This window comes from Marinobacter sp. F3R08 (assembly GCF_018860425.1).
Taxonomy (GTDB): domain Bacteria; phylum Pseudomonadota; class Gammaproteobacteria; order Pseudomonadales; family Oleiphilaceae; genus Marinobacter.
This window is the reverse complement of record NZ_JAHKPI010000020.1, coordinates 244,660-269,432: the sequence shown is the minus strand read 5'-3', so window position 1 is coordinate 269,432 and position 24,773 is coordinate 244,660. Positions and strand designations below refer to the sequence as shown.

General features: G+C 56.3%; 23 protein-coding genes. 16 read left to right on the top strand and 7 right to left on the bottom strand.

Annotation, left to right across the window (positions count from 1 at the left end; translation table 11 throughout):
- The first annotated feature begins 2 nt into the window (after positions 1 to 2).
- From rutD to rutF, 3 genes are read left to right on the top strand one after another with little or no spacing between them, the layout of a single operon-like run.
- Positions 3 to 815 carry a pyrimidine utilization protein D gene (gene rutD / locus KO499_RS13555; RefSeq protein WP_228339981.1) on the top strand — a complete coding sequence of 271 codons (813 nt, stop codon included), beginning with the start codon at positions 3 to 5 and terminating at the stop codon, positions 813 to 815.
- A complete protein-coding gene (locus KO499_RS13550) occupies positions 812 to 1,402 on the top strand; it encodes a malonic semialdehyde reductase (protein WP_215984285.1) in 591 nt (196 codons plus the stop codon). The genes rutD and KO499_RS13550 overlap by 4 nt, the downstream gene beginning before the upstream one ends.
- Positions 1,403 to 1,412: 10 nt before the next feature.
- Positions 1,413 to 1,940, top strand: coding sequence for an NADH-dependent FMN reductase RutF (rutF, locus tag KO499_RS13545; protein ID WP_215984284.1), 528 nt, complete (start codon positions 1,413 to 1,415; stop codon positions 1,938 to 1,940).
- A gap of 49 nt (positions 1,941 to 1,989) precedes the next feature.
- On the opposite strand, the gene KO499_RS13540 is transcribed toward rutF, so the two are convergent.
- Positions 1,990 to 3,351 carry an 8-oxoguanine deaminase gene (locus KO499_RS13540; RefSeq protein WP_228339980.1) on the bottom strand — a complete coding sequence of 454 codons (1,362 nt, stop codon included), beginning with the start codon at positions 3,349 to 3,351 and terminating at the stop codon, positions 1,990 to 1,992.
- A gap of 236 nt (positions 3,352 to 3,587) precedes the next feature.
- Between KO499_RS13540 and KO499_RS13535 the strand changes: the two genes are divergently transcribed.
- Complete coding sequence (locus tag KO499_RS13535) at positions 3,588 to 4,547, top strand: isopenicillin N synthase family dioxygenase (protein ID WP_215984282.1); 960 nt, start codon at positions 3,588 to 3,590, stop codon at positions 4,545 to 4,547.
- Positions 4,548 to 4,556: 9 nt separating this feature from the next.
- Positions 4,557 to 5,543 (top strand): ABC transporter substrate-binding protein, encoded by a 987-nt coding sequence (locus KO499_RS13530; protein ID WP_215984281.1) that lies wholly within the window; start codon positions 4,557 to 4,559, stop codon positions 5,541 to 5,543.
- A 53-nt stretch (positions 5,544 to 5,596) separates the two neighbouring features.
- Here the strand turns inward: KO499_RS13530 and KO499_RS13525 are convergent, their stop codons facing one another.
- Together KO499_RS13525 and KO499_RS13520 are read right to left on the bottom strand one after the other, a co-directional pair.
- On the bottom strand, positions 5,597 to 6,352 hold the full coding sequence (locus tag KO499_RS13525; RefSeq protein ID WP_215984280.1) for an alpha/beta fold hydrolase: 756 nt from the start codon (positions 6,350 to 6,352) through the stop codon (positions 5,597 to 5,599).
- Entirely contained in the window at positions 6,345 to 7,310 is a 966-nt protein-coding gene (locus tag KO499_RS13520; RefSeq protein WP_215984279.1) for an isopenicillin N synthase family dioxygenase, read from the bottom strand. The genes KO499_RS13525 and KO499_RS13520 overlap by 8 nt, the downstream gene beginning before the upstream one ends.
- 425 nt (positions 7,311 to 7,735) lie before the next feature.
- Between KO499_RS13520 and KO499_RS13515 the strand changes: the two genes are divergently transcribed.
- The 9 genes from KO499_RS13515 to KO499_RS13475 all read left to right on the top strand — a co-directional run bounded on the left by KO499_RS13515 (position 7,736) and on the right by KO499_RS13475 (position 15,443).
- Complete coding sequence (locus tag KO499_RS13515) at positions 7,736 to 8,740, top strand: ABC transporter substrate-binding protein (protein WP_228339952.1); 1,005 nt, start codon at positions 7,736 to 7,738, stop codon at positions 8,738 to 8,740.
- A gap of 2 nt (positions 8,741 to 8,742) precedes the next feature.
- The gene (locus KO499_RS13510; RefSeq protein ID WP_215984278.1) at positions 8,743 to 9,531 is read left to right on the top strand and encodes an ABC transporter ATP-binding protein; all 789 of its coding nucleotides are present in this window, start codon (positions 8,743 to 8,745) and stop codon (positions 9,529 to 9,531) included.
- Positions 9,512 to 10,297, top strand: a complete 786-nt coding sequence (locus tag KO499_RS13505; RefSeq protein WP_215984277.1) for an ABC transporter permease — start codon at positions 9,512 to 9,514, stop codon at positions 10,295 to 10,297. Before KO499_RS13510 ends, KO499_RS13505 begins: the two co-directional genes overlap by 20 nt.
- A 69-nt stretch (positions 10,298 to 10,366) precedes the next feature.
- A complete protein-coding gene (locus tag KO499_RS13500; protein ID WP_215984513.1) occupies positions 10,367 to 10,831 on the top strand; it encodes a nucleoside deaminase in 465 nt (154 codons plus the stop codon).
- An 11-nt stretch (positions 10,832 to 10,842) separates the two neighbouring features.
- Positions 10,843 to 11,514, top strand: a complete 672-nt coding sequence (gene wrbA, locus KO499_RS13495; protein WP_215984276.1) for an NAD(P)H:quinone oxidoreductase — start codon at positions 10,843 to 10,845, stop codon at positions 11,512 to 11,514.
- Positions 11,515 to 11,754: 240 nt separating this feature from the next.
- Positions 11,755 to 12,750 (top strand): ABC transporter substrate-binding protein, encoded by a 996-nt coding sequence (locus KO499_RS13490; RefSeq protein WP_215984275.1) that lies wholly within the window; start codon positions 11,755 to 11,757, stop codon positions 12,748 to 12,750.
- Between the two features lie 61 nt (positions 12,751 to 12,811).
- Complete coding sequence (locus KO499_RS13485) at positions 12,812 to 13,690, top strand: ABC transporter ATP-binding protein (protein ID WP_215984274.1); 879 nt, start codon at positions 12,812 to 12,814, stop codon at positions 13,688 to 13,690.
- Positions 13,687 to 14,490, top strand: coding sequence for an ABC transporter permease (locus KO499_RS13480; protein WP_215984273.1), 804 nt, complete (start codon positions 13,687 to 13,689; stop codon positions 14,488 to 14,490). The genes KO499_RS13485 and KO499_RS13480 overlap by 4 nt, the downstream gene beginning before the upstream one ends.
- Before the next feature lie 2 nt (positions 14,491 to 14,492).
- Complete coding sequence (locus KO499_RS13475) at positions 14,493 to 15,443, top strand: DMT family transporter (RefSeq protein WP_215984272.1); 951 nt, start codon at positions 14,493 to 14,495, stop codon at positions 15,441 to 15,443.
- A gap of 93 nt (positions 15,444 to 15,536) precedes the next feature.
- Here the strand turns inward: KO499_RS13475 and KO499_RS13470 are convergent, their stop codons facing one another.
- Positions 15,537 to 16,430 (bottom strand): LysR family transcriptional regulator, encoded by an 894-nt coding sequence (locus tag KO499_RS13470; protein WP_215984271.1) that lies wholly within the window; start codon positions 16,428 to 16,430, stop codon positions 15,537 to 15,539.
- Between the two features lie 197 nt (positions 16,431 to 16,627).
- Here KO499_RS13470 and KO499_RS13465 point away from each other — a divergent pair, with 197 nt between their 5' ends.
- Both KO499_RS13465 and KO499_RS13460 read left to right on the top strand, forming a co-directional pair.
- Positions 16,628 to 17,389, top strand: coding sequence for a helix-turn-helix domain-containing protein (locus KO499_RS13465; protein ID WP_215984270.1), 762 nt, complete (start codon positions 16,628 to 16,630; stop codon positions 17,387 to 17,389).
- On the top strand, positions 17,379 to 19,781 hold the full coding sequence (locus KO499_RS13460; RefSeq protein WP_215984269.1) for a hybrid sensor histidine kinase/response regulator: 2,403 nt from the start codon (positions 17,379 to 17,381) through the stop codon (positions 19,779 to 19,781). Before KO499_RS13465 ends, KO499_RS13460 begins: the two co-directional genes overlap by 11 nt.
- Here KO499_RS13460 and KO499_RS13455 read toward each other — a convergent pair.
- The 3 genes from KO499_RS13455 to KO499_RS13445 are packed head-to-tail and all read right to left on the bottom strand — an operon-like array spanning position 19,768 to position 24,418.
- Complete coding sequence (locus tag KO499_RS13455; protein ID WP_215984268.1) at positions 19,768 to 20,709, bottom strand: diguanylate cyclase; 942 nt, start codon at positions 20,707 to 20,709, stop codon at positions 19,768 to 19,770. The two genes, KO499_RS13460 and KO499_RS13455, sit on opposite strands and share 14 nt — an antisense overlap.
- The gene (locus tag KO499_RS13450) at positions 20,706 to 23,147 is read right to left on the bottom strand and encodes a response regulator (protein WP_215984267.1); all 2,442 of its coding nucleotides are present in this window, start codon (positions 23,145 to 23,147) and stop codon (positions 20,706 to 20,708) included. The genes KO499_RS13455 and KO499_RS13450 overlap by 4 nt, the downstream gene beginning before the upstream one ends.
- Positions 23,144 to 24,418 carry an ABC transporter substrate-binding protein gene (locus KO499_RS13445; protein WP_215984266.1) on the bottom strand — a complete coding sequence of 425 codons (1,275 nt, stop codon included), beginning with the start codon at positions 24,416 to 24,418 and terminating at the stop codon, positions 23,144 to 23,146. The genes KO499_RS13450 and KO499_RS13445 overlap by 4 nt, the downstream gene beginning before the upstream one ends.
- Between the last annotated feature and the right edge of the window lie 355 nt (positions 24,419 to 24,773).

Here is a 24,773-nt window from a genome sequence, read left to right as displayed (position 1 = left end):
CACTGTACTGGGAAAGTCACGGCCCGGCCGACGGTGAAACCGTCGTGCTGAGTTCCGGGCTTGGGGGGTCCAGTAATTACTGGGCCGCCCAGTTGCCAGCGCTGACCAAACGATACCGGGTGCTGGTCTATGACCACTTCGGCACCGGTCGCAGCCGGGGCGACCTTCCGGAGTTCTACACGGTTGAAGCGATGGCCGCAGAGCTGGGTGGACTGCTGGAGCAACAGGTATCCGGGCCGGTGCATTTCATTGGTCATGCACTGGGTGGGCTGATCGGTCTGGAACTGGCCCGACGGTCCCCGGAGATGGTTGCCAGCTTGCTGTTGATCAACGCCTGGTCAGAACCCAATGCGCATTCCCGGCGCTGCTTCTCGGTGCGCAGGAAGTTACTGCTGAATTCCGGGCCTGAAGCGTATCTGGAGGCGCAGCCTCTGTTCCTGTTTCCGCCGGTATGGATCGCAGCCAACAGTGAGTGGCTGGAGCAGGAGTCTTCCCATGCGCTGGCCAGTTTCCCGCCTCCGGCAAATGTTCTGAGGCGCATTGCGGCGCTTCAGGCCTGGCAGCCAGCGGCGCAGGAACTGGCCGAGGTACGTGCGGAAACGCTGGTGCTTGCTACCCGTGATGATTCACTGGTGCCCTGGACCTGTTCCCAGAAGCTGGCTGCGCGTCTGCCCAATTCCGGCATCCGGCTTCTGCCCGAGGGTGGTCACGCCGTCAATATCACCGAGGCTGAGCGGTTCAATGAACTGATGCTGGACCACCTCAGGAAACACCGTTTGCCCGCAGAGGCGTTTAACACTCAGGAGGCCCTATGAGCCAACAACTTGACGACAAGGCCCTTGGGCAACTGTTTACCGAGGCGCGTACCCACAATGGCTGGCTGGATCAGTCCATTCCGGATGAGACGCTTCGGGCATTGTACGACCTGGTGAAAATGGGCCCGACATCGGCCAACTGCAGTCCGGCCCGATTCGTGTTTGTCCGAAGTGCTGAAGCCAAAGAAAAGCTGGCAGCTGGTCTGTCCGGCGGTAATCTGGAAAAGACAATGAGTGCCCCGGCCACGGTGATCGTCGCTTATGACGAAGAATTCTACGAGCGTCTGCCCGAGCTGTTTCCCCATGGCGATGCCCGCAGCTGGTTTACCAGCAGCCCGGATATGGCGTACGAAACCGCATTTCGTAACAGTTCGATGCAGGCTGCCTACCTGATACTGGCGGCCCGGTCGCTGGGCCTGGATACCGGGCCGATGTCCGGTTTTGATCCCGGCAAAGTCAATGATGCGTTTTTCGCGGGAACCCCCTGGAAAGTCAATCTTCTGATCAACCTGGGCTATGGCAATCCGGAGAAGGTCTACGGACGCTTGCCTCGCCTGGAATTCGAAACCGCGTGCCAACTGGTCTAAGGAGAGAATGATGAAATCTCAACCGCAACTTCGTGAGGTGCTCACCATGCCGCCGCTCGTGGACAAGCAGTCGTTCCGCAATGCCATGTCCACCCTGGCCGCTGCCGTCAATGTTGTCACTACCGATGGGCCGGGAGGCCGAGCAGGATTCACGGCTACGGCTGTCTGCAGCGTTTGCGACGAGCCGCCTACCCTGTTGGTGTGCCTGAACCGTGGCGCATCGGTGTACGACACCTTTCAGCAGAATGACAGTATCTGCGTCAACACGCTGGCGGATCATCAGTCCGATTTATCGAATCTGTTTGGTAGCAAAACCTCCATGGATCAGCGTTTTGCCGGTGCACAGTGGAGCACCGCGGTTACCGGAGCACCGGTGCTGGAAGACGCGCTGGTGAGCTTTGACTGCACCGTGAACAAGCGGGTGAGCGTGGGTACCCACGATATTCTGTTCTGCGAGGTTGTGAACGTTCGGCAACAGGATGAAGTCGGTGGCCTGGTTTACTTTGATCGGGGCTACCATCGCCTGAAAGGTGAGTGATGAGGAGCGGTTGCTGTCCGGTAACCGGCCAACCGGACAGCATGGACGGTCAGGCCATCAGTTGTTCCGCCATCCGGTTCTGTTCCTCAATGATGTGAGGCAGAGAACGGGTCAGCAGGTGGCCCTCTTCAATCACCACACGACCATTGATGATGCTCCATTGCACGCGCGGTGGTGTGCAGAACACCAGCGAGGCCAGTGGATCGCTCTGGCCGCCGGCCATGGCAATATCATCGGTGCGAAAAGCCACGATGTCCGCGCAATAGCCCGGCTGAATTCTGCCCAGGGCATCTCCCCGGCCGAGCACTTCCGCGCCACCACGGGTAGCAATCCGCAACGCTTCCCGGGCGGTCATGGCGCCGGGCTCCTGATCCCTCACGCGGGCTGACAGCATGGCCAGGCGTGCCTCATCCAGCAGGTTGCCACTATCATTTGAGGCGCTGCCATCCACGCCGAGTCCCACCTTCACGCCGGCATCCAGCATTTTCCGGACCGGGGCAATGCCTGAGGCCAGGCGCATGTTCGAGCAGGGGCAATGGGCGACGCCGGTGCCAGTCCGGGCGAACAGTGCAATGCCGGGTTCATCCAGGTGCACGCAGTGAGCATGCCAGACATCTTCCCCGACCCAGCCCACGTCTTCCGTAAACTCTGTAGGGGTCATGCCATAGCGTTCCTGACTGAAGGCGAGATCCTTCCAGTTTTCCGCGGTGTGAGTGTGTAAGCCCACCTTCAATGACCGGGCCATGGTGGCGGCTTCACGCATCAGGTCGGTCGTTACGGTAAATGGCGAGCAGGGTGCCAGTGCTACACGCGCCATGGCGTCCGGGCTGTGATCATGGTGGGTCTCCACGACTCGCAGCATGTCCCGGAGGATGGCGCTTTCGTTCTGCTCCACCAGTTCATCTGGCGGCAGTCCGCCTTTGCTCTGACCCAGACTCATGGCGCCTCGTGCGCCGTGGAAACGAATGCCCATTTCTGCGGCCGCCTGGAAGCTGTCGTCCAGGGTGATGCCGTTGACATGGAGGTAAGCATGATCGGCAGCCGTGGTGCATCCCGATAACATCAGCTCCGCCATGGCGGTCCGGCTGGCGGCCCGCTGCATGGCAGGAGTGATGTTTCGCCAGACTGGAAACAGGGCGCTCAGCCAGTCGAACAGCTCGCCATTCTGTGCTGCGGGCAGCGCCCGGGTCAGGGACTGGAACATGTGGTGATGGGTATTGATCAGACCCGGGATCACCACATGGCCCTTCAGATCTATGGTGCGGTCTGCTGCATCGGGGCAGTAGGCGGCCGCACCGACCGCTTCAATACGGTTGTTGCGGATCAGAATATAGCCATTCTCAATCTCTCTGTCGTCATCGTCCATGGTGGCGATAACGCGGGCGTTCTTCAGTAACAGGGTTTCCGTCATTGCTGGCATCGTCTCCGTGCTAAGGGGTGCCACTTGGTATGCAAAAGTGATGCCTTACTTGTTGCTGTAAAAGCCTGACTTTATGGTCAGAAAAGTGGCATTGCGCCCTTATTTGATGCAGTGGATCTGGGAAATGTCTCAATAAGAGGCCTTTTAGGGGGTATTTTTTATGGCACGTCAGTTGCAGATTACCTGACCAATTGGATAACAAAGAATGATGTGCCGCAGGAGAAAATATGCCGGACGAGACCCAGGAAATACCCGTAATTGATTTTGAGCGGTTCGTGAACGGAACCCGAGCGGAGCGCAACTCGGTGGCTGATCAGATGCGTAAGGCCAGTCAGGATTGGGGGTTTTTCTACCTGTCCGGGTGTGGCATGCCCCGCGAGCAGCTGGAAGCCGCATTCTCCGGTTCGAAGGCGTTTTTTGAGCTGCCAGTGGAGGAGAAGCAAAGGGTCGCCTGGCAGAACCCGGAGAGTAATCGAGGCTATGTCGGGATCAAGCGGGAAAAGCTTGACCCCAAACGTCCGGGGGATTTGAAAGAGGCATTCAATCTGGCGCCGGAAAGACCCGCTCCTGACAGCCATAAAAATCTCTGGCCCGCCGGCTATCCCCAGTTCAAGACGGTTATGACCCGGTTCCTTGCGGAGTGCATTGTTACCGCCGATCGGGTTCTGGAAGCCTTTGCGCTCGCTCTGGGGCAGCCGGAGGATTTCTTCAAGACGGCCCACAACGAACACGACCATACCCTGCGGCTGTTGCATTACCCGCCATTGCCCGAAGGGTTCGAACCGGAAGATGGTGAAAGTCGTGCTGGAGCCCATACCGATTACGGCAGTATCACCCTCTTGTTCCAGGATGATGTTGGTGGACTGGAAGTCTGCACCCGGGCGGGAGAGTGGATCCGGGCGACGCCGATACCCGGCACCGTTGTAGTCAATACCGGTGATCTGATGCACCGCTGGACGAATCATGTGTTCTGCTCCACACCCCATCGGGTAAACGTTGCACCAGAGCATCGTCATCGTGATCGTTATTCGATTGCCTTTTTCTGCCACCCCAACAAGACGTCGGAAATAGCCTGCATCGAGAGTTGCGCAACCGATGACAACCCTGCGATCTATGAGCCCATCTCCGCAGGGCAGCACCTGAATGAAAAACTCACCAACACCTACGGGGCCCAGGCCCAGAACTGAGGAATGACCATGAAACAACTGAAGAATATTGCGGCGGGGCTCACCCTGTCGTTCGGTGCTGCCGCCGGTTTCGTCCAGGCAGAGGAACTGACCCCGGTTTCCGTTGCCACAACCTGGTATGCCCAGGCCGAACACGGTGGATTCTATGCCGCAAAAGCCATGGGGATTTATGAAAAGTACGGACTGGATGTCACCATCAAGATGGGTGGCCCCCAGGTGAACAATGTGCAGTTGCTCATGGGTGGATCGGTGGATTTCATCATGGGCTACAGCCTGCAGTCGCTCAACGCCGTTAACCAGGGAATCCCTCTGGTAACAGTCGCCGCATTCTTCCAGAAAGATCCGCAGTCGTTAGTGGTTCATGAGGGTGTTGGCAATGACTCTCTGGAAGCTATGAAGGGCAAATCCATGCGTGTTCCTACCGCAGGACGGGTTGCCTACTGGCCGTGGCTGAAAACTGAATATGGTTACACCGATGACCAGTTGCAGGCCTACGACTACAGCTTCGCTCCGTTCATCCAGGATGATCAGACGATTCAACAGGGCTACGTAACCAATGATGGTTTCTTCCTGGATCAGGCCGGGGTCAAGGGAAAAAGCCTGCTTCTGGCCAACTATGGCTGGGAGGCCTATGCGGCGACGCTGGACACCACGGCTGACATGATCGAAGAGAGCCCGGAGCTTGTGCAGAAGATGGTTGCCGCGACAGCGGAGGGCTGGAAGGCCTATTTCGAGAATCCGGCTCCGGCGAATGCCCTGATCAAGGAAGACAACCCCGAAATGCAGGATGCGTTGCTCGCATACAGCCATGCGAAAATGCAGGAAGAGGGTATTCTTTTGTCCGGCGCTGCCGAGGACGGTCGTTACGGGATGATGACCCTGGAGCGCTGGCAGGCATTCTTTGAGGATATGGTTGAAGCAGGCACCCTGCCGGAGGATCTGGAGTGGAAAAAGGCGTTTGATCTGTCCTATATACAATCGGTCTACGCCGACTGATCAGCGTACCCGATAGTATGAATCAGAAGGACGGCCCGAAAGGCCGTCCTTTTTTACATCTGGCTGGCTGCAAATTCCGCCAGGGCAAGCGCAACGCAACCAGGCGCCGCGACCTGGGGAACGTGACCGGTATCCAGAGAAACGATCGATGCGCCCGGGACCAGTTGCTGCATTCGCCGTTGCACCGGCAGGATCACGGAGCGGTCTTGCTTCGCCTCGATGTACAGCCTTGGCAACTTTCCAAAACGGGCGTCAGTCCAGTGAGGCACCAGCATCCGGCTGCCCTCGGCCTGGGGATTGAAGCGGGGAATTGCCTGCTCGGCAATGGACTCACTGACGTCTTGCAGGAAAATCTGGCGTATGGCATCTGCCGGTACGCGGGAAACCTGCCCGTTGTCTTCCCAGGTCAGAAACGGGCCAATGCCGGAGGCTTCAGGGTACTGTTCCAGCATGTCACTGACGATTTGGCCAAAACCCGTACCGGGAGGCAGCATCATGCCCGCCAGGTAGGCAACGCCAATGACTCGTTCAGGAATGGCTTCTGCCAGTTGGGTTGCAACGGCACCACCCCCGGAATGCCCCACCAGTAGCAGTGGGCCTTCGACCTTCTGGAGCATCTCTTCCAGGTCTGCGACGCACTGGCTGAGAGAGGCGTCGGCCGGGTTGCCCAGGCGGCCTCCGCAGCCAGGGAGATCCGGAGCCATAACGTTGAAGCCCTGCTCTTTGAGATAAGGGGTGATGGTTTCCCAAACCCAGCCGCCGGCCCAGGCGCCATGAATCAATACGGCGGTCGTTACTTGTTCAGGCATAGGTCCTCCGGTACATGTCCATCAGGTGGGCTTCAACCGTTGTGGACGGGTAGTGAGGTTGCTCACCCTCGGATAGGCAGGTAGGCAGGCAGGTGACGGTGTGGTCGGGGTTGCCGCTGAAGAAAAACGGTATCGAGTAGCGTTCAGCGCCTGACGTATTGACGACCCTGTGAAGCGTTGAGCGGTAACGATCATTGGTCCAGCGGGCGATCATGTCGCCAAGATTGACCACAAACGTGCCGGGGATGGGAGCCGCGTCTATCCATTGGCTCGTGCGGGCATCCCACACCTGAAGTCCCGGATTGTTGTCTAACAACAGGACCGTGATACCGCCAAAATCTGTGTGGGCTCCGCACCCTTTTTCTCCCGGGGCCGGGTTGGCGGGTTGGGGCGGGTAGTGCAGTAATCTCAGTGTGGATAAGGGTTGGTGGCAGAAGTCCTCAAAGAAGTCGGCTTCCAGATCCAGGGATAGTGCCAGCGCCTCCATTATGCGAGCGCTGAGCTGATTCATGGCATTGAAGTATGCGGTCATTGTGTTTTGGAAACGGGGTAGCTCGTCCGGCCATTGGTTCCCGCCCTGGTTAAACCGGCCGGCCTGCACGCGCGGATCGGTGTCGTCCAGCTCTTCGCCTATGTAAAACCCTTCTTTCAAATCCGGGGGTGAGCCTGGTTCCAGAGTCTGTCCCTTCATTGGTTCATAGCCCCGGTTCGCCCGGGAATGGGCTTTGTTGATTGCCTGCTTGCTCTTCTCGGGCAGGTTGAACAGTGCCTGTGACTCCCGGAATACCTGATCGATCAGTTCCGCGGGAATGCCGTGATCGCGAATATAGAAGAACCCGGTGTGCAGGCAGGCCCTGGTCAGAGCACTCGCCAGCGCCTGCCGTTGTTGCCCGGTACCTGCCAGTAGCGACAGGTCGATGATGGGTAATGAACCGTCTGTGTCATTTGTGCTGTTCATGGTTTGACTCCGGATTGCGAAAGCTAAAGCTGTCCATATGGTCAGTAATTCACAAAGCGTGCCAAACAGGAATTGTCCGTGAGTGAGCGGGTGCCCGGAAATACCACGGTCTTCGGGATTTCAGATGCCTGGTGCCGATGCCCGGAATGGCTTCATATCAGGGCGTTTTACCATTTCCTGCACCAGATTCGCGCGCTCCAAGGTATCAGACAGTGCCCGTCTGATCATGACCGGAGCGCCGTGCGGGCTGCGCCTCCTGCAGCGCCACTGGCCCGGAAATTGGAATGTTTTCAGAGGTAAAGGTGAGTTTTTAACCAATTTGTGCGGTTGCGGTCACAATCTGGCCTGCCCTTTGCTACTCATTTTAAAAACCTGACCGAATGATCAATAAAGCTCGGATAGACAACCACCGTAGGAGAATACTCATGCACAAAGGTTTCACACGCTCGATTCTGATCGCGGCTTCGCTGGCCGGCGGGTTAATGGCCCAGGCAGCATTGGCGGCCGACAAAGTGGTTTATCAGCTGGATTGGCTGCCTGGGGGGGATAAATCCCCAGTGTACGTTGGTGTACAGGAAGGTTTCTTCGAAGCCGAGGGGTTGGAAGTCAAAATCGCCAGCGGTCGGGGTTCGACTGATGCGATCACCAAGATTGCTACCGGCCAGGCCGACATCGGCAGCGCCGATATTGGCGCACTGATGGCCGCCAAGGCTCAGGACGATAGTCTGCCGGTGACCGCCGTCTATAGCATTTTTAACCAGGCGCCCCATGCGTTCTTTACTCTGAAGAAGACTGGCATCAGTGAGATGGCGGATATGGATGGCAAGAAAGTCGCCACTTCGCCATTCACGTCGTCCAATGCGTTTTTGCCACTGGTGCTGAAAGAAAACGGCATGGCTGAAGACGCAGTTAATCTGACCAAGGCCGATCCGGGTGCTCTGGGGCCGATGCTGATGAGCGGCGGAACCGACGCCATCATTGCCTGGGTCACGAACATTGCCCTGTTTGCAGACCAGGCAAAAGAGACCGGTAACGAGTTGGTGGTCTTGCCATGGTCCGATGCCGGTCTGGAGCTGTACTCGGCATCTGTGGTAGCCAGCGAGACCTTCCTGACCGAGCGCCCCGACGTGGCCAAGCGCTTCCTGAGAGCTTTTGACAAGTCTCTGAAATTTACCAGCGAGAACCCGCGCAAGGCGGCCGAAGCCCTGCACAGCATGGTGCCGGAAGTGGATGTAGATGTGGCGACCGGCCAGATTGATGACACCATGAAACTGATCATGAACGACGTCAGCACGCGTGATGGCCTGGGTGCCCTCACTGAGGAGCGTGTGGCACTGACCTGGAGCTGGGTGGCACAGGCCGAAAAACTGGCCGATGACGCACTGGACCCGGAAGTCATCATTGACCGGACCCTGCTTGAGGCGCTGTAAGCATGACCGAGCCCGCCACTAATCGTTCGTTCGTGCGACTCTCCGGAGTCGGTCACCGCTACGATCCGAACCCTGCGATTCCGCCTGCGGTTACCGGTATTGAACTGGACATCCGCCGTCACGAATTCGTGGCGGTAGTGGGACCTTCAGGCTGCGGGAAATCCACCTTGCTGCGGATGATTTCCGGGCTGTTGACCCCCAGCGAGGGTGAGGTCTCGGTCTTTGGAAAGCAGGTTTCCGGACCCCGGGACGACGTCGGTATCGTATTCCAGAAACCAACGCTGTTGCCCTGGCTGACGGTCCGCAAGAACGTGCTGTTTCCGCTCAAGCACAAATTTGGACGTTACGGTCGTGACGATGAGAAGCGTGCTGACGAGTTGTTGGCCATGGCGGGCCTGGAAAGTTTTTCGAACAAGATGCCGAACGAACTGTCCGGCGGCATGCAGCAGCGGGTCGGCATCGTCCGCGCGCTGCTGCTGAACCCGGATATTCTGCTGATGGACGAGCCTTTCTCGGCTCTTGATGCAATGACCCGGGAGCAGATCGGGTTCGATCTGCTGAAGATATGGCAGGAAAACCCCAAGACTGTGCTGTTCATTACCCATTCCATAGCCGAAGCCGTGTTGCTGGCAGATCGGGTGCTGGTCATGAGCAAGCGGCCGGGTACCGTGCTTGAGGTAGTGGATGTGGATCTGCCTCGGCCACGCACGACCCATACCATATCCGAACCCAGGTTCGGCCAGTTAACTGAGCGTCTGAGGAAGCATATCTATGAGCCTGAAGCTACCTGAGGGCAGGGCAGGCCGCTCCCTGTTGACGGCCGCGCCCTGGTTATTCTTCGTGGCGCTGATCCTGTTGTGGGAATTGATCTGCCAGGGATTCTCGCTGCCGGCCTATGTGCTGCCCGCACCGTCGGCTATCGTCGAGGCCTTTTTCAATGTGGAGATGAGCCGCTGGTTTACCCATCTGTGGGCGACCCTGCGGGTGGCGTTGATGGGTTTCGTAGTCTCCATCCTGGTGGCGATTCCCATTGCCATTGCGATGATGCGATCGGAGCTGCTGACGCGCACTCTTTTCCCGTTGCTGGTGGTGGTTCAGTCCACCCCGGTAGTGGCGGTTGCGCCACTGATCATTGTGCTGATGGGTTCCGACGATCCGTCACGGGTGCTGATTACCTGCCTGCTGACGTTCTTTCCACTGGTGGTCTCGACGGCTACCGGCATCAACGAAACACCCGAGGAGCTGGTTGAGCTGAGTCGCTCACTGGATGCTCCACTGCGCCGGGAAACCTGGCAGATCCGGATACCTTACGCCATTCCGCATATATTCAGCGGCCTGCGTGTAGCCATTACCCTGGCCATTATCGGCGCTGTGGTGGCGGAGTTTGTTGCCGCCGAAGAGGGGCTGGGGTACTTCATCCAGTTCTCGACGTCGTTTTTCCGGATTCCGCAGGCGTTCGCCGGGCTTTTCTTCCTGGCCGTGGTCAGCTTGTTACTGTTCAAGTCGGTGCAGTGGACGCAGCAGATTTTCTTCCCCTGGAGCCTGCCTAAAAAGTAACGCCCGGCAGGCCCATATGAGGTAAACGATATGTCTGAGTTAAACGCCTTGAGTGATGTTGATCTGTCCATGATGCATCACGTGCTTGAAATGGCCGAAACCCTGGCCGAAGAGGGTGTTCATCCGTTCGCTGCCCTGTTGGTGGATGGCGCGGGAAACAAGCTGATGGAACAGGGCAATGCCTACCTGCCGGATCAGGATATGACCGGTCATGCTGAGCGGGTACTGATGACCCGGGCCAGTAAGGCCTGGCGTCCGGACTTTCTGGCCAGTTGTACCATGTATGTATCCGCAGAGCCCTGTGCCATGTGCGCCGGTGCCGCCTACTGGGCGGGACTGGGGCGTCTTGTCTACGGGCTCAGCGAGCACCGGCTGAAGGGTATAACCGGTAACCATCCTGAAAACCCGACCCTGGATCTGCCCTGTCGTCTGGTTTTTGAATCCGGGCAGCGGGACGTTGAGGTGATCGGGCCGGTCCTGGAAGACGAGGCTGCGGAAGTACACGAAACCTTTTGGCAGACACACGGCAAATGAGGGCAAGGGTCATGACAGCAAGTCGGGTAACCGTGGTTGTTGATTCCCGCTACGGCAGCACTCTGGCGCTCGCCCGTGCAGTGGCTGAGGGGGCTGCTTCAGAAGGCGCCGAAGTTCGTCTATGCCGGGTGGCGATCGATGAGCCCGAGTTCAGTGTGGATTCTGAGCGCGACGATTTTATTGCGGCACAGGCCGAGTTCCGGGCTCTACCCAGAGCCACTGCTGATGATCTTGATTGGGCCCGGGGCATTGTCTGGGGTTCTCCCACCCGATACGGGTTGATGAGTACACCGCTCAGGGCGTTTATCGACGAAGTGGCGCCCCTTTGGCGCCAGGGTGCATTGATCGGGAAAGTGGGCGCCGCGTTTACGTCCACTGGCGGTATGCATTCCGGCAACGAGATGACCTTGCTCTCGTTATTGTTGCCCTTCATGCAGCACGGGATGGTGTTGGCTGGGGTTCCGCACAGTGTTCCGGAACTGGTGCAGACAGAAAAGGGAGGGTCGCCCTATGGGGCGACAACGGTAACCGGATTCGATGGGACCCGGGGCGTTGATGAAAATGAACTCGCCATTGCCCGTGCTCTGGGTGCCAGGGTAGCGAGACTTTCGGGCTGGGTAACGCCCGAGCCTGCATCCGTGGAACTTGCGGCCTATTCAACTCAGGCCGCTGGAACAGTGTAAGCGTGACGTTGTGTTGTCCTTTTGCCGCCTTCGGGCGGCTTTTTTTGGTTTGTTCAAACGTAGAGCAGTTGGACAGTCTTTGATTCAATATGGTGCATCCGAAGGTTTTTTTGAGTTGTGTAAGACACTGAAAAATAGAGATAAAAAGTTACTTTCCATGTGGCATGGCGGTTGCTTCTAAAAACCTGAACAGTTGGTCAATTAAAAGAGGCGTCAACCGCCTGAATCAGGAGAGTATCCATGAAGACGAAACTGAGTAGCGTTCTGGGTGGTTCGATGATGATAGCCGGCCTGGTCGCCTTCTCGCCGGTCTCTGCGGACGAGTTGGACAAGGTCGTATTTGGAACCAATTGGTATGCCCAGGCCGAGCACGGTGGCTTTTATCAGGCGCTGGCGACAGGGCTTTACGAGGAGCATGGCCTGGATGTGGAGATCCGGATGGGTGGCCCGCAGGTCAACGGGACCCAGCTATTGGTAACCGGCCGCTATGATCTGCTCATGGGCTATCCGATCGGCAACATCAATGCCGTTGAAAAAGGGCTGCCCGTTATGACGGTCGCCGCCTCCATGCAGGGCGACCCCCAGTCTCTGGTGGCGCATCCCCACGTTGAATCCATTGAGCAGATCAAGGAAGAAGGCCTGCCCATTTATCTGGCAACCCATGCCCATTCCACCTTCTGGCCATGGCTGAAGGCAGAGTACGGATTTGAGGACGATGTTGTACACGCCTACACCTTCAGCGTTGCCCCGTTCCTGACCGACGAAAACATTGTTCAGCAGGGCTACCTGTCGTCGGAACCGTTCGCCATCCAGAAGGGCGGGGTTAAACCGAACGTCTTTCTGCTGTCTGACTATGGTTACCCTCCTTACGCCACCACCATCGAAACCACAACCGGCATGATTGAAGAGAAGCCAGACGTGGTTAAACGGTTTGTTCAGGCAAGTATGGAAGGCTGGCAAAGCTACCTGGAGAACCCGGAACCGGGTAACAAGCTCATCATGCAGGAAAACCCGGAGATGACCCCGGAGCAGATTGCCTATGGCATCGAAAAGATGAAGGAGTATGAACTGGTGACCGGCGGCGACGCAGGTACTCTGGGGATTGGTGTGATGACCGAGGAACGTTGGACGAAAATCAAGGATTTCATGGTTAGTGCAGGTCTTGCGTCCGCCGACCTTGATCTCAGCAAGGTTTACACCCTGGATTTCCTGCCCGATGAGCCGGTGCTGCCGTAAGCATCGAACCCAATCCTGATGCCGGTCGGTGACGCCATCGACCGGCCCTGGAGATATCAATATGACAGCGAACAAAGTAACGCCGCTGAACCCGCTCCGGGAACCGGAGGTTGAAGCCCCGGTGCCGGAGGCAGTCGCTGCTGGCCGACCGGTTCTGCAGGTGGACGGAGTCAATAAGATCTATGGCAATGGTACGGTCGCCCTCAAAGGCGCTGATCTGACCATCAAGCAGGGTGAGTTTGTCAGCCTCCTTGGGCCGTCTGGCTGTGGCAAGAGCACTTTGCTCCGGATCATGGCGGGTCTGGGCGAAGTGACCACCGGTACGGTCAAATGGTGGGAGCAGGATTACGGAGTGGTTGGCAGCAAGGGCCGGAAACTGGCCTTCGTGTTTCAGAATGCCACGCTGATGCCCTGGGCCAGGGTGCGCAAGAATATTCGCCTGCCACTGGATCTGGATCGTGCAGGTAATGCACCGGAAGTCGAAAAAAAGATTGATGACGCCCTCGATATGGTGGGCCTGAAGGGCTTCGATGAGAGCTTCCCGAGGGAGCTTTCCGGTGGTATGCAAATGCGGGCGTCCATTGCCCGTGCCATGGTCACGGAACCCGACCTGTTATTGATGGATGAACCCTTCGGCGCCCTCGACGAAATGACCCGGAACAAGCTGAACGACGATGTGCTGAAGCTCTGGAAAGAAAAGGGATGGACCATTGTCTTCGTGACTCACAGTGTTTACGAGGCGGTGTATCTGTCCAGCCGGGTTGTGGTCATGGCAGCGCGCCCCGGACGGATAGTGGACGACATCGAGATTGAAGAACCGTACCCCCGCTCTCCGGATTTCCGGGTATCCACCGAGTTTGCGGGGTATTGCCGTCAGGTGTCGCAGGCCCTCGAACGAGCCAGTGCCATGGGCGAGCGCAAAGAGGGGAAGGATTCATGAAAACACCATTGATACAGAACGAGCGTTTTGTTCAGGTTGCTGCCCCGCTGCTTGTGGGGGTATTGGTACTTCTGATGTGGCAATTAACGGTGGTGGCGTTTGAGGTTCCGAAATACATTGTGCCCAGCCCCGTGGATATCGGACGCTCGCTGGTATCCGATTTCAGTTCGCTGTTTAACGCCCTGATGATGACTCTCAAAGTCACCTTCCTGGCCTTTGCTATTTCGGTGGTTCTGGGGGTGGCGGCCTCATTGCTGTTTGTGCAGAGCAAATGGATCGAGATCAGTCTGTTTCCCTATGCGGTGCTGATGCAGGTAACCCCGATTGTGGCCATTGCGCCATTGATTATCATCTGGGTAAATGACACCACCTGGGCCCTGACCATCTGTGCGGTGATTGTGGCTATTTTCCCGATCATCTCCAATACCACACTGGGGCTGCGCAGTGTTGATCCGAACCTGTTGAGCATGTTCCGGATGTACCGTACCAGCCGCTGGCAGGAGCTGGTGCGTTTGCGTATTCCGAGTGCCTTGCCCTATTTCTTTGGTGGCTTGCGCATCAGCTCCGGCCTGGCGTTGATTGGCGCGGTAGTGGCCGAGTTTGTCGCCGGTACGGGCGGTGCCAAGGCCGGCCTTGCCTACATGATCCTGCAATCCGGCTACAACCTGCAGATCCCCAAAATGTTTGCAGCACTGATCCTGATCACCGTGACCGGAATTCTGTTGTTCGGGCTGATGGTCTGGATGTCGGATCGGGCACTGCGTAACTGGCATGAGAGTGCATTGAAGGTCGAGCACTGACGATGTCGAGCACTACTCCGGCAATGCCGGCAGCGGGTAACGGTTACGCCTGGCGCAACGGGTACCTGCTGGTGGCCTTTACCGCACTGGCCTGGGGGATTAATTTCCCCATCATGAAGATGGGGCTGGCCTACAGCCCTCCGCTGTTGTACACGACCTTGAGGATGGTCCTGGGAACGATCACCATGTTCGTGATTGCCCGCATGATGGGCATCCTCCGGATGCCGCACCGGGCGGACATGCCCGTGGTTTTCTCGGTTGGCATTCTTCAGAACATGGGGTTTATCACCCTGGTGACTCTGGGCATGCAGTACATGCCTGCCGGTCGGGCTGCGATTCTGGCCTATACCTCGCCAATCTGGGTGGTGCCGGCCGCAGCCTTGTTCCTCGGAGAGCGACTGACCCTGTTCAGAGCGCTGGGGACCGGGCTTGGGCTTGCTGGTTTGCTGGCCATATTCAACCCACTGACGGTCGACTGGCATGCCGAGGGAATGGTAACCGGAGGTGGCTTGATTGTTCTGGCAACCATGGTCTGGACGGCAGGGCTGATTCATGTCCGCCGGCATCACTGGCGCGGAGATGTGCTGTCGCTGATTCCCTGGCAGTTGTTGTCGTCGGTAGTGCTGCTGGTGCCTTTGTCTCTGTTGCTTGAAGACGCGGCTACTATCCGGTGGGAGCCGGCGTTTCTGGTGAATATCTTTTTCAGCGGTGCCATCGCATCGGGGCTTTGTGTTGCAGCCCAGGTAGGCGCAATCCGTTCCCTGCCGGCGGTAACCATGTCGTTGAGTTCTGCGGCGGTTCCGGCGGTCGGGCTGATTTCCTCGGCCCTCATCCTGAATGAGCAACCAGGAGTTCCGGACCTGGTCGGTTTCTGTCTGATTGGTCTTGGCATTCTGTTGGTGGGGCTGGCGGACCGGCGCCAGGCAAGGAAGGCGTTCAGAGGTCAGTGTTGATAACCGCCTGTACTACGTAACCGCGAGGAGCCCGGCGAAGTGTCATTATGGTTCGCGGGTGTGCGAGTGATCGTGAGGTCCATTGCCTGGTGCTTAACCATTGGGGGTCACGGATTCTGCCCTTAGAAAGTCAGTCAGGTAGCGGGTTGCCAGCGTGATGCCGCGGAACGAAGGTGTCAGAGATATCAGCTCAAGGGGCTCTGGTTTTGCGTCTTCAAAAACGTGACTCAGCGTCTGTTTCTCAAGCTCATCGGTGCAGGCCAGTGTAGGCAAGCACGCTATTCCGAGCCCTGCTCTTGCTGCCTCTTTAAGAACTTTCAGGTCAGAAGAAACCAGAGCCGGGCTGGTGATGGTTCTGATTGTTGACTGAAACGTCCACGGTTGAATAATACGCCGGTTACTCCAGGCAAGAAGGTGCTGATCTGTCAGATCCTCCATTCGCATTGACTGGATGTTCTGCGCGAACTCGGGGCTGGTGTACAACCCTTGTTGCAGCTTCATAACAGGACGGGCTACAAGGTTTGCGGAGTCTGAGGGGGCCGACTGAAAACTGAGGCAGAGATCGAAATGACGGTGCGACAAACCGTGCAGGTTGTCGTCCAGGTGTACCTCGTATCGAACATCCGGATACTGTTTGTGAAAGCGACTGAAGACGCCGAGCAGCCACTTTGACAGGATTGTCGGGATCGCAATGCGAATAGGCCCGCTCGGTTTGTCTGATATGGCCCAGGCACTTACTTGGGCCGCCTGAGCTGCATCCTGCATGCTGACGGCGTGCTGATAGATCTCTTCGCCGATGGATGTCAGCATCAGCTTTCGGGTATGGCGATCAAGCAATTGGACACCAAGCCGGTCCTCCAATTGTTTTATGCGTCGGCTTATACTTGACGTTGCCACCCCCGCTTCCATTGCGGCGGTGGAATAGCTACCGAGCTCAACGACAGCAGCGAACCAGCAGAGTTCTGTTAAAAAGTCGGCATCATGCACAGCTTTGTCCTTACTCCAAACTGATGGTTCCGGGGTGGATTGAAGCCTGTTTGGGAGCGCTTCTCATTCTATGGTACGGTGCTTCGACGTTCGTGGACAATGGGGCGGGCGGTTAGCCCCCGCCCCCCGGCTGAACAAAATTAAAACAAGATGATCCTACAATGCACAATGAAGATGTAGTGGCCAGGTGGCAACACGTGGCACCGAGGAATACCAGATCGCGTATTCTGATTGTTGATGATTGTTCGGACGACGTTCGCCCGGCCCTTTTGGCCATGAGTGCCAGGGAGTGGCATGTGTCAGTAGCCAATGATGCAAGGCAGGGGTTAAGGCGGGCGCGCCTTCTTCGCCCCGATCTCATTCTGCTTGATGTTCATATGCCTCACATGGATGGCTTTACCTTCTGCAGATTGTTGCGTGAGGACGAGGTTACACGCTCAATACCCGTAATTTTTCTGACCTCCGCAGGCGCACTCGACGAGCGCTTGGAAGGACTTCAGCTGGGTGGCGTTGATTACATTGTCAAGCCTTATGAGCCACTGGAAGTTCTGGCGCGCATGCGGGTTCATCTCCGGTTACGGCAAAACAGCCCTGCGGTCCGGGCAGAAGGCGACTCCGCGTCGGAAACAGATGATGAGATGGTGGTGCGCGCAGCCATCAAGTTTCTCTCACAGAATCTCGGTGCGCTTCCTTCGTTGCCAGACATAGCCCGAACTGTAGGTACCCACGACAAGCGCTTATCGAGACTGTTCCGGGAGCACATGGGGATGACGGTCTTTGCATGTGTACGTGAAATGCGACTTAAGAAAAGCCAGGAATTATTGAGCGATACAGACATGAGTGTTCAGGAAATTGCCGAACGGCTTGGCTTCAGTAGTGCCGGTAATTTCACAACGACATTTCGAAAACAGAAAGGCCTTACGCCCACGGAATTCCGCGAACAAATAAATGGCCAATAGACTCCTGCATCCATACTTTTTACCAGTTCTGATTATCTGGCTGGTTTGCCATTCGGGCTTCGTGGTTGCACAGGAGAGGGTTGATGTCTGTGCTTCCCCAGAGATGAAGCTAATCGGGCACGCGAATATCCTGGAAGACGCCACTGCGGAACTTGACCGGGAGAGTGTCGTGGCTCTGGGGGATGATGGCTTTTATGACATCAGCCAACGAGCGCCGTCCTGGGGGCATACCAGCTCGGCTGTATGGCTGGATTTTCGTTTGCAAAATCGCAGCGACTCTCACTGTGAGCGGTGGCTGATCGTGGGGGAGCCAAGACTCGAAAATATTCAGGTGTATGTCGGGCAGGATGGTTCCTGGAGGCAAGAACGAGCGGGCAGCGCCTATCCTCTGGAGACGTGGTCCGTGCCAGCCCGGCAACCGCGCTTCAAGATGATTTTTGAACCTGGCACGGAAAAACGGCTTTTGATACGAGTGACCAGCCGAAGCTCGCTGTTGATCAATCCTCAGCTCAAGGATGAGCAGTCCCTGATCAAGTCTGTGACAGACAGGCAATTGATCGATGGCTTTGTTCTGGGAATGATATTTCTGGTTCTCGCTATTGCATTTGCTGTTGGCTATGTCACACGATTTTATCTGCTGTTAATAAATGCCTTTGCGTTACTTTTCTATTCTCTGGTAATTCTCGTTGTTAATGGCTATCTGATTTACACGCCATCGCTGTTGCCCTGGACGCGGGAGTTAATCGGACTGCTGTCGTTCGGTACTGCCTCATTTTACTACCTTTTTTTCTATGTTCTCTTCCGGGTGAGGCGAATGGGTACAGGGATGAATGTGGTCTTTGCGGTTTACACCTCGGTCGTCGCGTTTGTTCTTTTTGCCGGTGCCTTTGAGGAGCCCCTGGCAAAGTCCGATTTGTACTCTTTTCTCAGGTACGGGGGGTACCCATTGGCTCTCGTTCTGACCCTGGCGGCCATAATTCGAGGTGTACGCCTACCCTGGTTTGCCTGGCTGTTCAGTATCATGATGCTGATTCAGGGAGCGCAGTGGGTCTGGTGGCAGATGGGTGACCATATATGGAGGTTCGGCGATGACGAGTTTGACTTGATCGCCGCCTCGGCTCTGCTGGCTACGCTTTTGAGTGCGCTGATCTTTGCGGTTGTGCGGTTGCGTCGACATGAGCGGGAAGCTGTTGCCGAAATTTCTTTCATGCAGCATGCGGAAAATGAGCGCCTTGAAAAGCAGGTGGCGCTGCGAACAGAACAGTTGCGGGAGTCCTTGCAGGCCCGTAGTTCACTGTTGGCCAGGGTGAGTCACGATTTGCGGGGGCCTCTGAACAGAATCGTCAATACGGCCCGGCAACTAAAGGCAGAAGTCGTGCCTGGCGAGATCAGTAAAGTCGAACGCATCGCGCTTCAGCAGATCGAGTTTATCGATGATCTTCTGCAGTTCTCGAAAAACGAACTGCATCAGATGGAGCTTGTTCTGGAACCGGGCTATCTGTTCGGGTTCTTGCGGGAGATTGAGGATGAAGGCGCTTTCCTGGCGTCGCGCCAGGGAAACCGGCTGAGTTGTTCCCTGGCTGATGACCTGCCTGCACTGGTACAGGCAGACTTTCGTCAGCTGCGTAGAGTCCTGATCAATTTGCTGAATAACGCTGCCAAGTTCACCCGTGATGGTTCTATCGTGCTGAAGGTGGAGTGCCTTGAGCGGAAAGGGAAACAATGTGCCTTGGCGTTTTCCGTTCAGGATACCGGGACGGGATTTCCTCAGGGAAGTGAGAAACATCTTCTATTGCCGTTTCACCGGGGTCTGAATGCCAAACAAGCGGAGGGCCATGGACTGGGGTTGTCAATTGTAGGCGACCTGTTGGAACAGATGGGCGCAAAACTGGTTATGAGTAGCCAGGAGGGAAAAGGGAGTACTTTCCGTTTTGACCTGTGGCTGAACATGGCTTCTGAAGATGAGATTGATAGTGTCTTTACGGAAAGTCATCTGATGGTAACTGGTGGTGGCGGCCATCGCCTCCTGGTCGTGGATGACATCGAGTTTGCCAGACTGTTCCTGGGGGATCTTTTCGCTGGATACGGTTTTGAAGTAAGTCTGGCCGCGAGTGTTGACGAGGCCCTGTCTATACTGGCAACTGACGAGATTGATCTGGTCATTACAGACCAGTTCATGCCGGATGTCGATGGTTGGGCTCTGCTGGACAATATCCGTCGTTCGAGTCCTGGGCTGCCTGTCCTGCTCTATTCCGCCCATCCACCCAAAAATCGTGATGATGCGCGGGCTTTGGATTTCGATGCCACCCTGATAAAGCCCGCGAGCTCGGAAGAACTGCTGGCCTGTGTGGAGCGTCTTTGTGGGGAGTGGCCGCAGGCTAGACTGAGCTGATCCGGTTTCGTCCCTCATCCTTTGCATGGTAAAGATGCCGGTCCGCCTCGGCGACCAATGCTGCTGGCGCTGTTTTGCTATCGGGAATGGCGCATGCGACGCCAATGCTGACGGTAACCCGATCACTGATGGTAGACGCAGCATGGGGGATGTTCAGCTCCAGGACTGCGGTACGAATTGCCTCGGCAATAACCCGGCCACCGAAAGCGTCCGCATGAGGCAGGATACAGGCAAATTCCTCGCCTCCATACCGACTGGCGATATCGTGTTTGCGGTGCATTTGAAGTTTGATGGCTGTGCCAACCTGCTCAAGCGTCACGTCGCCTGCGGGGTGGCCGTAATGGTCGTTGAACCTCTTGAACATATCAACGTCGATCAGCAACAGGCAAAGAGGTTCCTGATACTGGATGAGCCTTTGCCATTCGGCATGTAGAACCTGGTCAAAGCTTCGTCGATTGGCCAGGCCCGTCAGGGCGTCGAACTGAGCCATTCGCTCCAGTTGCATTCTCTGACGTTGAATCAGAAGATGATTGCGCACTCTCGCCCTGAGAATGGCCGGACTGAAGGGTTTCGCTATGTAGTCGATGGCGCCGAGCCTCAGTCCAAACTCCTCATCTGCTTCTTCATCCAGAAGTGTAAGGAATATGACAGCAATGTCTGCGGTTTCGGGGTTCTGTTTCAGTCGGCGGCACACATCAAACCCGCTCATATCAGGCATCTTCACATCCAGCAGGATCAGGTCTGGATGCACGCTAACTGCCAGTTCAAGCGCTTTCTTGCCATTGGGCGCTGTGATCGGGTGGCATAAATCCTCGATCTCGGCGGCGGCAAAAGCAACGCTCAGAGGCTGATCGTCAACAAGAAGAACGGTTTGTCGGCCAAGGCCTGTGCTTTTCTGGTCATTTCTTTGATCGGAATTGTGAGTCATGACGTCGGATGCCTGGATTCTTCTTTTGCCTGCCTTGATTCAGTGGTTTTGAAGTGCCGACGCAGTACCTGGTCAGCATCCAGCGTTGCTTGGTGGATCTCCTGTGCAAGCTGCAGCGCGGACCTGGTGTCATTGTCCCGAATGGCTTTTGATAGTGCTTTGCCCAGATCCCTGAGCTGATTCAGGCCGACATGACCCGAAGTACCGATCAGGTCGTGAGCGTCTTGCCGGAACGTGCCGGTTTCGTTTTTTGCGGCATGGGCGTTAAAGGCTTCCCCTCGCTGACGACAGTCCTCAATGAGAAGATCCAGCATGTTGTCAAAGCGCTCAGGTGTTACAAGGCTTCGCAGGTGCTCCAGGGGCCGGGGGTCGAGTATGTCGCTGTTCGGGGGCATTGGGGCACCATCTGAGTCGATGGCCGGGGCATGTGTCGTTTGCGGTGCTGTTTCCATTCCGGTTGCAGCCTGTTGCTCAGCCAATGTATTGAGGAGCCTTTGTATATCAAACGGTTTGGATACATGAGCATTCATGCCGGCGTCGGCACATTTTTTCACATCCTGAGTGCTGGCGTTGGCGGTCATGGCGATGATGGGGATCGCTTTAAAACGCGGGTTTTCGCGCAGCTTTCGTGTGGTGCTGATCCCGTCAAGTTTCGGCATCATCATGTCCATCAGGACCATGTGGTAGGTCTGGTCCGGTGCCGATTCAAGGAGCTCCAGCGCCTGCTGGCCATCGCTGGCTTCATCAACGAGGATGCCTTCATCCATCAAAAGCTCTTTGGCCACGACCCGGTTTAGCTCGTTGTCATCTACCAGTAACAGGCGCAATCCCCGAAGATTTACGGCATTCACCGGGTTTTTTTCATTGTCGGCTGATGGCAGGCATTCGTGCGTCCCGGGGTGGCGAACCTTGACCCGAAACCAGAATCTGCTTCCCTGACCTGGTTCACTGAAGACCCCGGTGGTGCCTCCCATTAATTCCGCAAGATTGCGGGAAATGGCGAGGCCCAGGCCAGTGCCGCCGAAGCGCCGGGAAATGGAGTTGTCCGCCTGCTGAAACGGTTGGAACAGAGATTCGGTCTGGTGTTTGTCCAGACCAATGCCCTGGTCTGTGACTTCACCGTACAGATAAACCGATTGGTCTTCGTGCTCCTGAACTTCCATCCGGAGGTTGATCTGTCCGTCGTCACTGAACTTGATCGCGTTATTGGTGTAGTTGAGAAGAATCTGTCTGATTCGCATAGGGTCACCCACCAGAACGGCAGGGCAGTCGTGTGCCTTGAACTCAAGTTGTAAACCCTTCTTTTCCGCTGTTTCCGCGAGCATCTCCCGGACATCATTCAGTAACTCCCCGGGTGAGAAGGGAACGTTCTCAGGAGTAACATGTCCTCCGTCGATTGAGGAAAAATCCAGTATGTCGTTGATGATGCCCAGCAGGTGCTGACCGGTGCGCAGAATTTTCTCGATACGATCCTTTTGGCGTGGCTCCATCGAATGTCGAAGGCTGATCTGGGCAAGCCCGAGAATGGCGTTCATCGGAGTTCGGATTTCATGACTCATTGTTGCCAGAAAGTTGGCCTTGGCCTCAGCGACTTGTTCGGCCAGCTCGCGAGCCCTGGTGCTGGCGGCAGCTTCAGCCTCCAGTTGATCAGCCCGCTGCATGTTGTCCCGGAACACCTCCAGCGCCTTTGCCATTTCGCCGACTTCATCCTGGCGCTCGGTGTGACGAATAGTCTGATGGTAATTGCGGCTGGTTAACTGCTGCATGGCGCGAGTGAGGTGACTGATCGGACGTGATACCCGGGTGAAGGCCAGGTAGGCGGAAAAGCCGACGGCGCTCAGCAGAACCAGGGTGAATAGCAGCGTCGTGTTGGTGATCGTATTCTGTGTGTCCTGATTGAGGCTGAGCGAATCATCCTGAAAGTTTGAAATGGTTCTGTCTTTGAGGTTATCCATATTCTGGCGCATGGCGTTGAGCTGAGGCTCAAATTCCTCCTGAATGATCTTGAGCGCCTTGTCGCCACGCCATCTGGCTGCAGAGTCAATGATGTCGTCGGCCAGCGAGAACAGGGCCTGTTCCTGGGTTTTCAGGCTTTCGAACTCTGGATTAACCCCATTGAGGAGTGGAGAAATACGCCTCAACTTGGAATTGAACTGTGCGCGCCGAGTTGCCAGGTGCGCTTGCGTGGCTCGCATTTTTGCCACTTCCTGTTGGGTCAGGACGGAGAGAACCATTTTGCTGGAATCACTCAGGTCCAACAGGGCCGCACTGATCAACAGGGAGGCCTGGGCATCTTTTTCAAGAAGCGTCTGGTAGTTTCGACTGACTGTGTAAAGGCTCGTCATGGAGTAGAGCATGATGATGACCGCCAGCGCCCCGAGGAGCGTGACCAGCATAACGATCTTGCTGGTTAATCTGAGGTTGCTGAAGGGTTTCATTGTCTTGTTCCAGTTGGACGGGGCGATTCGGCCAGTATAAGCTCGACGCGTTCTACTGCCTGCGCATTGGTGATTCGCCCCATCAGATGGTCGCTGATAACTTCGTAAAGGGCATTTTTCACCGGGGCGGGATTGGCATTGCCCATGGCAATTGACCCCATGATTGTCCGTCGCATGTTTGTTGCTCGCATGTCGTTGATCGCTTTTCGGCCGCACTGGTTGAACCCGGCTCGCGGCACGTCGACTCTCGCGGGTGCCGCACCGGTAGCAATATTGAGATCGCGTTGCAGGTCAATGCTGATGAGTGTTTTGACAACAGCCTCCCGCGTTTCGGGTGTCGCCGGGTAGTTTTTGAAAAATATATACTGGTCGCTATTCAGGAGCATGACCCCCTGGGTGTCTGGGAAGCGAAAGCAGTCGAAGTCCTGCCCCGGCACCAGTCCGTGGGCACTGAATTCTCCGTTAACCCAGCTTCCCTGGGCCTGAAGCAGCGCTTTGCCAGTGCGGATGAGGTCGGTGGCTTCATTCCAGCTGCGCTCACCCATTCCCGGATCCAGGTACTTCCTCAACAGGCTCATGCGTTCGAAAATGCGATGGAGAATTTCAATGTCGCCGGCATTGGGGTTGAGGTGGATGAAGGTCCGGCGGTAGAACTCCGGGCCTCCCGCTCCGACGGCAACCAATTCAAACAGAAGCGTGTGCTCCCAGGCTTCATGGCCAATAACGATCGGGATGAGCCCGGCGCTTTTGGCCGTATCCAGTATGGTAATCAGGTCGGCCCAGGTGTCGGGCTCAGTCAGGCCAAGACGCGTGAACTGTTCATGGTTGACCCATAACCAGTTGGTGGAGTGCGCATTGATAGGGGTGGCAACCCAGTGGTTCTGGTATTTGGAAAGGTGTTGGATAGCAAAAGGAATGACTTCGTCCCATTGCTGTTCCTCGGCAATATCATCCAGGTTCACGAGTTCTCCTGAACGTGCCCAATCGCGGATGTCATAACCGATGGCTTGTGCTGCCATCGGTGGTTTTCCTGAGGCTACCTGTTGGCGTAGTACATTGGTAAACCGGTCGGTGCCGCTACCACTGACGGCCTGCTCATGAAAAACAAGCCCCTGCTCGTCAAGATAGTGCCGGATAGTATTGATGCTGTTCCGTTCACCCGGGGATACCCACCAGTGCATGACATCCACCCGGGTTTCCGGAGGATGGTTGGCCGATGCGACGTTGCAGTAAAGAAGGGTGAAAAGGATCAACAACGGGATAGGGCGCATCAACAGATCCAGAGGGTCAGGTTTTGGGTCTCAATGCTAATTTTGAAGTAAATGGCTCTGGCCAACAAATCTAGAACGGGATTTTCACCCCGTTGATCCATTTAAGAGTGCTCTGTCTGTCCGCTCAGATAAAGGTCCCGGTCTCTCCATTGAGTGTTTGATAGGCCTTGCCGGGTATGGCGTGGTCGGTGTTTTCCTGCCTCGGCTGCGTGTTCTTCAGGGTTTTAATGCGCGGATATCCGGTGTTTTTGAGCTCATCCAGTTTTCGATTTCATGATCTGTCTGGTGTCTGGTCGAGGTGAATATAATCTCGCCAGCCAGCTTCTGCTGGTCGTTAGTGTGCCTTGCATTCCGG